The organism is Colwellia sp. BRX9-1 (genome assembly GCF_014077195.1).
Lineage (GTDB): Bacteria > Pseudomonadota > Gammaproteobacteria > Enterobacterales > Alteromonadaceae > Colwellia_A.
On sequence record NZ_JACGVM010000019.1, the window covers coordinates 74,176 to 83,623 of the forward strand.

Sequence of the window (9,448 nt, forward strand, 5' to 3'; positions counted from 1 at the left end):
AAAATAGCATTAATCAACGTGTAAAGTCGGTATAAAGTTGTTTTCCTTTAGTCTGCCTAATTACTTTTATGATATTCATACTTTTCTATTAGCCTGATAACCTTTTTTTCAATCGACCACTTCGACATTTCATTTTGTTGATTATCAAAATTATCCACATGCCCCCAATAGAATTTCCAGTGTGCTTTATTAGGAGACTTAATAATATCTTCAACTATATTACTTAAATTATCAAAAGCAGCTTTGTATTTATATAAATCAATTACGGTTAACTGATCTATTTTATTGTAGTGACATAGTTAATTTGGCCAGACAATATGAGGTGATGTCATTTACTTAATCTTTTCGCTGACAGGTTGTAAATCCTTCGACTTAGGTTATCCCCAAAACCGTTACTTACTGATTTTATTTACTTTTACCTTTAGTTACAAATACTATTTATGAAGACTAAAAGAGCAGAGATTAGAAAATAGCTTGTCTAATAGCAGTCCTATGGGCTTCTGATTGAGATTCGATTTCAATCTCTAGAAATTGAGCTTCAAACTCTTCTTGAGTCAAACCGAGCTGATCAACTAGTTCAAAAAGAGCAAGCACTCTATTTTCAAAAAGTTTTATCTGACTTCGTCTTGAAGTAACAAGTTTTACAGCTTTTAAATTTAAAGCAGTAATAGTTTCAGTTGCCCTAGCTTTCTGTTCACAATTCAACCCACTTTTCTCTTCAATAGTTCCTGTAGATAGAAACTTAAGATAGTCGTCTGGTTCATCTTCATCTGGTTTTAATACCAAGCTAGGATCGTAATCTCTTGGAATACCACCAGGCAAATCTTGATCTTTATAATGCCCACAATGTTCATTCGAATCACAGCAACCAAATAAATTTGGCCATGAAAATGTTAAGTGGGAATAAGCTGCACATCCTTTATGAAAAAAATGCTCTATATGTCCTTTTCCTGCACCTTGTTCTGCTGGTGACTCACAATATACACAGAAACGATCTTGAATTTTATATAGTTCACTCCAAATACCCCATTTATCGCGCAATACCACATTATCCCAAGTATCAGGAGGGGATGTAAAATTGGATAGACACGCTGGTTGTTGCGCTATATTCCTATCTAACTTTTTCATTACCCTTTTGATCCTTTTGAAACAGTTAAACGTTCTTTCATTTCAGCTATTTTAATTTGATTAAGACAATCATTTACAACAGGATGATCTTTGCCGAAATGTTCGAGTATAAGTTCTAAAACCTTATTAGCTTCAGTTTTCTTTTTATCCATCAAAAGACTTGAGAAATCATTTACCCAGTCGGCTTCTACAACATTAGGTATGGCGCTTGTATTCATTATTTGGGATAGAATATCTAAGCTATTAACTCCTTTAGTTTGAAACTTCGGTGTAGTTATAACGTCTTCACCATGTTCGCTTATATCGAATTTACGGATTTGACTTTTATCTACCGTTGATAGTACTTGAGGACTATGAGTAGTGATAATAAATTGAATATTAGGAAATGTATCTAACAAGCTTTGGATGATCGTTTGCTGCCATTGTGGGTGTAGATGTAATTCTATCTCATCGATAACTACGATTCCTTGTCCTGATAAAGGTGTTTCACTATCAGGATTCAGCATTACAAGCCTACGAGATAAATCGGCCGCCAGTGCTACTAAAATTTGTTGCCCTTGAGAAGCTTGATAGATATTTATTGGTACTTTATCATTATTTACTTTTAGCTCAGCACGGCCTGAACTCCTATCTACGAATATATCAGATACGCTAGGAGTAATGTCGACAATAGCTTTTTTAACAATAGCTAATTGCTTTTCAAAAAACTGGCTATTATCACTTAATTCGATAATTGATTTATGCTCTTTTTTCTTATCGTCTAGCATTTTCTTGAGAACTGGGTCGTCTGTATTTACGTTTTTTTCAAATGAGGCAATTTGCTCTTCTAATTCTTTTAGTTCTTTGCTTTTAGCCGGGTTTGCTAAATTGTTTAATATTAAAAACCATTCTAAAAAGTCACCAAAATTACCAGCCCCATCAAGTGCTCCTTCATAAGCATCAAAACGTGAGTTTGAATCTATATTCGATAGTTTTTCAATATTAAAAGATTTATTAGATTTTAAATGCGAGCGTTCTACGGAATAAAAAGCAAATAATGGTAAATTAATTTCTTCTTTTTTTAACTTCTTTTGAGAATCATTTATTACTCTATATAAATCTGATAGTTCCCTTAACTCTTCTAAATAGCTCGTCTCTACGCCGTCAGAAACTCCTTTTACATAACGGAATAAGGAAGTATCTCTTATAATAGATTTACCCAAAGATATTTTAGAGTGAACCTCTGCTCGATGGTCACAATTTATATTTGGATCGTATTTTGTTAAAGGTTTACCATGTTTACCTTCTTTTTCTAATCCAGCACTTAACCAACTTAAAGTTTTTGCAATACTATATGCTATTGACGTTTTTCCTGCGCCATTACTACCAATATAGACTGTCAATTGTTCATCAAAAGTCATTTTCAAATTAGAAAACTTGCGAAAATCAATTAGATTCAAAGACTTTATGTGTAATTTATTAACAGGGGTTTCAATTCCGTTAATATTCTTAACGCTAGAGAGGTATTCGACACAATTTTGAAAATACTTTTCAATTAAAACAGCTTCGAGTCCAGTATCTTCACCTTTTCTATCGGATTGATAAAGCTGGAACTTTGACGTGATATCGCCACTATGAGCATTAGCTGCCAATTTTTTGAAAAATTTGCGTCTAATAGCTTCTAATTTTTCTTTATTATCGCTTAACGTATCATTGTTATTGGTATCACTCATTATGTGCCTCGATAATTCTTTGTATTAGAGTCTCTGAATATTTTTTTGTAAGTGACGATATAAACATAGGTTCGATATGTCTTGCGAAAGCTATCAATCCTTGTAGATGCCTAATATCCTTTTGATCTAGCTTATTAAGTTGGAATTGATGAACTAGGTGTTTTATATAACGTTTACGCTCTCTTCCTAATGAAAGTTTTTCATCATTAGAAATAGTGATACCCGTAACATGCCTGTTATGTGCCTTGGACGAGAACTTTGTTTTACGTTGATTAATAACTAATCTATGATCGAAACACTCTTTTAATTTAGTTTTGATTACTGAAGGTATCGAAGATAAAATATCTTTTTTGTTTGTAGAAAAAGTTAAATCGTCTGCATATCTAGTATAATAAACAGACTCTTTCTGGCAATGTTCAGTAACTACCTCATCAAAAAGGTACATACAAAAATTTGATATCGAAGGTGAACTGGGAGCACCCACACTTAGTTTTAGGTCATTACTTCTTGTGGATCTTGGCTGCCAAAAGAGTAGCCTTTCAATCCACTCTTTATCGTTATCATCAGGCAAAGCTTTAAACTTACCCCATGCGTTCCAAAATACTTCTGGTGTAATAGAGTTGAAAAAATTTTCCAAATCCATTTTTAACAGATAACGCTGCTTCCGATGGACCTCTGCATTGTCTTTTATGCTCTTTCCTGACGAATACGCCATTGAGTTAGCATGATGAGGAAATTGATATAATTCTAGAAAAGTACGCTGGTATTCCTTTAACTCTTTTGAAGGTTGAGCAATAACACGATGCCCGAAACTGCGTTTGGGTATATTATAAACTTTGTATTTTTTAGGCGCGTCAAATAAGAAAAATGCTACATCTTTTTTAGTAAAATTTAATTTATTTGCTAGTTTATCTATAACACCCATTATTTTCCTTAGTTAAAAAAAGCCCAAGAGTTACCCTCTTGGGCTTTCACTCTTTACTTAAAGAATGCGGTATGCATGCATCCTAAAGGAGGTACGAGTTTAGGATGCATGTATATCGCATATAAACCCGTTCAATAAATTAGAGTCTGGCTAATCACCCGACTAGACAAATTTTGTCCGAAGCTAAAGAGTTTCCCTATATTACTCTAAGCCTTTGCTTTTAACAATAATAGTGTCTCGACTTACTAAAGATAAGGTAATTTTAATGAGTACTATAATTATTGATTAACAGTGTTTGGAATTGTTATTAAAATCATGAAAATAAGAGTATTCTTCTTTGTTCGTGATTATAAGATTATACATCAACAATTTGACTACATTTTTTACAAACTAAAAGATTTCCTATCTTATTCAGATTGGTGTATTCATGACAATTAGGGCAAAGCACTGTTGTTTTTTTAATATTAACTTGGGTTTGGTTAATAATTCTATCTGTAGCTTTCCGTTTATATTTTGAATAAGTACCTGTTAACCCATTTGATGATGGTTGACTTCTTTTATAACCAAATAAAGGCTTATTCCTCTCTTCCTCAGCCTTTCTTTTTCGCTCTTCTTGTTCTTGATGAATTATTTCTTTTTTTCGACCAATTTCATCTAACAATTCAAGTTCAGCTTTATCTGTATCGAAATAAAAAAGCTTGAGGTTCACATCATCAAAAGTAAGTTCTTTAATTGATACTAGTGTGCTTTCCCACTCGTGTTCAATAATCAAAGCCCCGTCCACAATATAAGGTTTCCTGTAATAACATCTAAAATACAACTCATTGTGCTGCTGACATAGAGCTTTACATTCATCATCTAGAACCAGAGCATTGCTTTTATTTGCATATGCTATATCTAATTCCGTAAAACGCTTTCCTTCAAAATTTAAGAATACCCATGCAATATAGGCATCCCTTTCTTTATAAAATTTTTCTCTATCAATGATGACATCAATAAATGTCGTTGAAACTTGCAGTTCAAATACTATTTTGACTTTATTAGTAGTATAAAAGGCGCTTACATCTGGTCTACGCCACTCTTTAGCTACCCCCTTAGTATTTTCTTCCCTAAATGTTTTTTCCATTTTGACATCTTCAAATGAGATGTCTTTCTTTAAGGTGTCATGAATGAAAATTTTATTAGTTTTGTGAGCCAGCCCTTCTTTTTGACCATTAAACTTCATTGCTAAAATTTGCTCAGCGGTAAGTTTACAGCCTGTTTTTATTGGACATATTTCAGAATCTTGAAAATGTCTAAAATGTATTTTTTGCTTTTTAGTCCCTGCAATAATTAATGGTTGAAAACAAATAGGACACAAGAGTGTTCTTTCTGCTGTCTTTGGTCTTAACTGACGTCTCAACTCAAACAGTGGTTTTTCATCCCAACTTAGAAACTCCTCAGCATCACAGACCCTATCTTCTTCAGGTATAAATACTTGATCCATGTTTCTTTTATTAACTATCACTTCAATTCCTTACTAAATTTCAATAATAAAATGATACAGTACTAATCAATTGATTAGTACTTGTTAATTAATACATGATAAAGTTATTAGGTTAATCAATTATGGAATGGTATTATTTTGAAATTAGAAAGTATGGTATTTATCGACTTACTGTTAATGTACCGAGGTTACTTAGGTAGAAATGATCTCACTAATATACTTGGTATTGCGCCAGCTTCAGCTACTAGAGCTTTTGCTAGTTATCGAAGTAAATATCCTGACAATATTGCCTATGATGTAAGTAAAACAAGGTATTCAATTACACCTGACTTTTCACCTGCATTTGAACATAACATAGCTGATGCCTTAGACTTAGTACTCAAGGGTAATGTTGTATTAAGAAAAGTATTAAATATAGATCAGAGTCATGTTTATGTGAAAGGTGCTACTTTTCCAACAGCTGATGTTGTAGCTGAATTAACCAGAGCATTTCACTTAAAGCACTGTGTTGATGTCGATTACGCCTCTTCATCTACCGAAGGAAGTCAGAGAATATTTTCACCTAATTCATTTTTTGAGGCTGGTGGTGTTTGGTATGTGCGTGGCGTTAACATTGTGAAAAAAGAGTACCGCACTTATAAGCTATGCCGATTTACTCGCGCAGAATCAATTGATGCTACATACGTTTCCAATGATAAAGATGAGGAATGGAATAGTAATATTACTTTAACAATTGCTCCCCATACAAAGCACCCACATCCTGATGCACTACGATTAGACTTAGGATTAGTTGATAAGCCAGTAATCAATATAACAACTAATAAAGTTTTGGCTGGGTTCACATTATCTAAGATGCGAGTGGATAGCTCAAAAGATGCGTTACTCGATTGTAAAATGTTTAACCTTCAGCTTATGAATCGTCATGAACTAACCGACATTAAATCCATGGATTTTGCTCCTGGGTACAAATTATAGCTAACAAAAAGATAGTTAAAATGTGCGTTTTAAAAAGTAAACTTTAGTCACTTTATCCATAGCATGTGACAGATAGCTACGAAGATACCCCCTACTGTTTGCTTATTCATTTAAAAAACCATCGCAAGGGTATATGGGTATACACATATGACAGTGTTTTTTTATTTGTTCATACTTAACGTTCTTTTAGATCCCAAACGATTCTATTGCTTGGTTGATAAATAAAACCATTACCATCCATTTTTAATGCGCCTTTGAAGCCGCCATTTTTATCTGATGTACCAGAGCCATACAAGTGAAAATATAAATACGGACATTTATGTTTAATTAATTTCATCCCCGCCTTCATGGTATTCCACATACCGTTTGTTAGTTCTTTATTTTCATTGTTATCATCACTACTAGCGCTTCCGACCAAATCAGATGGGAAGATCGTATTTAATAAATCGTCTTTTGAATATTCAGCCGATTCTTCAGCATTTAGAATATGCTTAATATTATCTGCGTAGTTACTGTCTTGTGTCAGAGCACTAATATTAAACGCATTACGAGTAATGTCTTTCTCTAGCCCATTTAATTGCGCTATATCTAAATATTCAGAATCCCAGTACTTTTTAATCTGTTTTCTAATTGTGCTAATACTAATCCGAATATCTTTCTTTGCATTTTTACTGTTTTTTATTACTGGGGCTGACTGATCATCATAATTAGGTTCGTCATTTACAAACCTAGAAAGTTCGCCTTCATCCTCTTCTTTTGACAGCAGAGATTGTAGTAAAATAGATGGTACAGCTGTTTGATTTTGTGGATTTGAATTTGTATGACGTATTAGCATTCTTAGCAAATTTAGACCTTTGCTTTGTTTTACTTCAACATTTTTATCTTCACCAAAGTTAATAATATATTTATTACCTGTTCTATTTAACCCTGCTGTTTTAGGAAGTGGAAACTGACGGTAAATCAAAGGCATAATGAATTCGTCAAAGCTTTCAGCTTCAATTTGAACATTAGCTAACCAGAACTGATGATAAGGTGATATTTCATCTTCGCCTGTAAAACCTTCGGACATGACATGTCTTGAAAAATATAATTTATGTGAATCACCAAAATGAATGGCATTGTAATCGTAGTGCGGCAACAGATTTCTTTGCCAATGCGCTTTGCTAATAACTTGTGGAAGTTGAGTTGGTTTATCTTTTAACTTTAATTCATCTTTAAATTTGATAATCGCAGGGTAATAGTAAGCTGAGAATTTTCCTGACTGTAATAAATCTAATAACTTATAGTGGGTTTTAGCCACTAATTTATCATGTGGCGACACAATTATATTCGGAATACCCCCTTGCTGCATCTTAGCTTGTCGAAGTTGTTCCATTTCTGCGAGTTTTTTACTAGCTTCTGGTGACGATAAGTATTTAAGAAGCTCTAGATCTTCTTTTGATATTTCATCTGCTGATGATGCTGATTTCGTTATTTTCTCTGGTTTGAATGTCTCATCTTTTGGATAGATATCCGTGTGAGCTAACCGAGATATTTGGCTTTCAACTTCGTAACTAAACCAAGCTTCTACGCCTTCGCCTAATGACTCACTTTTACTTTGACATACAAGCTGATTATCAGGTGTTAAAAGCATTCCTCCATCGACGGCATTTGTTAAGTTAATTGACTCAGATATACCTTGGTATAGAGAGCCGTCAAAATAATCATGCCCTAACGTATTTACCAACGCTGAGTAGTTAATTGGCTTTAGTGGCGCTTTATGATCATAAAAATTCCAACCACCAATCATTTCATTTTCTGGAATTGATTGCTCTTTTTCTATCACCCATAACATTGCACTAAAAGCTTTACCGATAGGAATTGTTTTCATTAATAAGCTAACTCATAACCACTTGATGAAACACAACTTATCATTTTTTTCACTGAATTTCATGCATGACCTTTAGGTATCCACTAAAGGTAGTATAAAATATGTACGAGGTTGTTAAGTTTTCAAATACGCTGATCAATAAGCGAGAGTTTATTGATAAAGAAGTTTTATTAAAAGATACGGAAGTTCCAGGATTGCTTTGTCGTATAGGTAAACGAAGTAAAACCTATTACTTACGCTATTCACAAAAGAATACAGGCAAGGTTAAAACTAAAAAAATGGGTAATGCTTTATTGCACTTAGTTAGTGATATTCGAAAAAAAGCATTGAAGCAACTGCTTCGTAATGAAGACGGTTTTGGCGCTGATTTTGAAACAATTAATGATATTATTGATGGTCCATTCTTAACTGATGCACGCATTAACAAGAAGAACATTAAGCCTGAGCTATCAAAGTTAGAGAAGCATATAAGACCTTATTTTGGGCACTTAGAATTCGACCGAATAACACAGCCGCTAATAAATCAGTTTATTGAAGAAAAACTTGAGAGATTAAGTCACTCTTCAGTTGATAGATTAAGCGCTATAGCACGTAAAATAGGTCGCTTTGCTGTTGATTCTGGTGCTCACCCTGTTAATGTTTTTAGAAATTGGAAGCAATTTAATAGAGATAATACACGCACTCAAACCATGAGACCTGAGCAATTAAAACCTTTTATTGCTTGTTGTTTGCAAGATAAAAATAAAGTTCAGCAAGACGTTCTTATGCTGTGCGCTACTGCTGGTGGCCGTATTGGTGAGATAAAACGTATACGAGTATCAGAGGTTAATATTGAAAATGGCACCATTATCTTACCTCATACCAAATCTGGTAAAAAGCAAACGTTAATACTCAATTCGTTTGCAATAGAGATAGTTAATCGCCGTATAGCAGAAACCACAAACGAGTGGCTTTTCCCATCTAATCGTAAGTTTGGCTCACCTATCCATTACCCACGCGGCTGTTGGGCACGAGTACAGGCGCGGATGCTTGAGCTAGGACATGACATCAGTGACCTAAGAAACCATGACCTGAGGCGGGTTTTCGGATCTGTTGCAGCAAAAAATAGCGACGTACTAACAACCTCCAAGTTACTTCACCATGGCTCTGTAGGTGTCACAATGCGATATATTTCATACCAAGATGATGACTTACGCGATACATCCGAAGCTGTAGCTAACGCTTACAGATAACTTACAGATAACTTACAGATATAGCTTACAAGCGGTTATTTACTTCGGTAGATAACCGCTTTTTTATTGGTCGTCTGCGCAGCAGACGACCTTCCCTTAGCTTTGCTGAGGGCAGCAATG

The 9,448-nt window shown here is 34.1% G+C and carries 7 protein-coding genes; 2 read left to right on the forward strand and 5 right to left on the reverse strand.

Annotated features, from left to right (window positions below):
- Positions 1 to 462 precede the first annotated feature (462 nt).
- From ptuB to H4J76_RS15890, 4 genes are all read right to left on the reverse strand, one after another.
- Positions 463 to 1,128, reverse strand: a complete 666-nt coding sequence (ptuB, locus tag H4J76_RS15875) for a retron Ec78 anti-phage system effector HNH endonuclease PtuB (RefSeq protein WP_182217172.1) — start codon at positions 1,126 to 1,128, stop codon at positions 463 to 465.
- Positions 1,128 to 2,840, reverse strand: coding sequence for a retron Ec78 anti-phage system effector ATPase PtuA (gene ptuA / locus H4J76_RS15880; RefSeq protein ID WP_182230919.1), 1,713 nt, complete (start codon positions 2,838 to 2,840; stop codon positions 1,128 to 1,130). The genes ptuB and ptuA overlap by 1 nt, the downstream gene beginning before the upstream one ends.
- The gene (locus tag H4J76_RS15885) at positions 2,833 to 3,765 is read right to left on the reverse strand and encodes a retron St85 family RNA-directed DNA polymerase (protein ID WP_182230920.1); all 933 of its coding nucleotides are present in this window, start codon (positions 3,763 to 3,765) and stop codon (positions 2,833 to 2,835) included. The genes ptuA and H4J76_RS15885 overlap by 8 nt, the downstream gene beginning before the upstream one ends.
- A 355-nt stretch (positions 3,766 to 4,120) precedes the next feature.
- Positions 4,121 to 5,272 carry a DUF6035 family protein gene (locus H4J76_RS15890; protein ID WP_182218669.1) on the reverse strand — a complete coding sequence of 384 codons (1,152 nt, stop codon included), beginning with the start codon at positions 5,270 to 5,272 and terminating at the stop codon, positions 4,121 to 4,123.
- Positions 5,273 to 5,389: 117 nt separating this feature from the next.
- Here H4J76_RS15890 and H4J76_RS15895 point away from each other — a divergent pair, with 117 nt between their 5' ends.
- Positions 5,390 to 6,226, forward strand: a complete 837-nt coding sequence (locus tag H4J76_RS15895) for a YafY family protein (protein WP_182218670.1) — start codon at positions 5,390 to 5,392, stop codon at positions 6,224 to 6,226.
- Positions 6,227 to 6,401: 175 nt separating this feature from the next.
- Here the strand turns inward: H4J76_RS15895 and H4J76_RS15900 are convergent, their stop codons facing one another.
- The gene (locus H4J76_RS15900; protein WP_182218672.1) at positions 6,402 to 8,096 is read right to left on the reverse strand and encodes a hypothetical protein; all 1,695 of its coding nucleotides are present in this window, start codon (positions 8,094 to 8,096) and stop codon (positions 6,402 to 6,404) included.
- Between the two features lie 101 nt (positions 8,097 to 8,197).
- On the opposite strand from H4J76_RS15900, the gene H4J76_RS15905 reads away from it, so the two are divergent.
- Positions 8,198 to 9,328, forward strand: coding sequence for a site-specific integrase (locus tag H4J76_RS15905; RefSeq protein ID WP_182218674.1), 1,131 nt, complete (start codon positions 8,198 to 8,200; stop codon positions 9,326 to 9,328).
- Positions 9,329 to 9,448 lie beyond the last annotated feature (120 nt).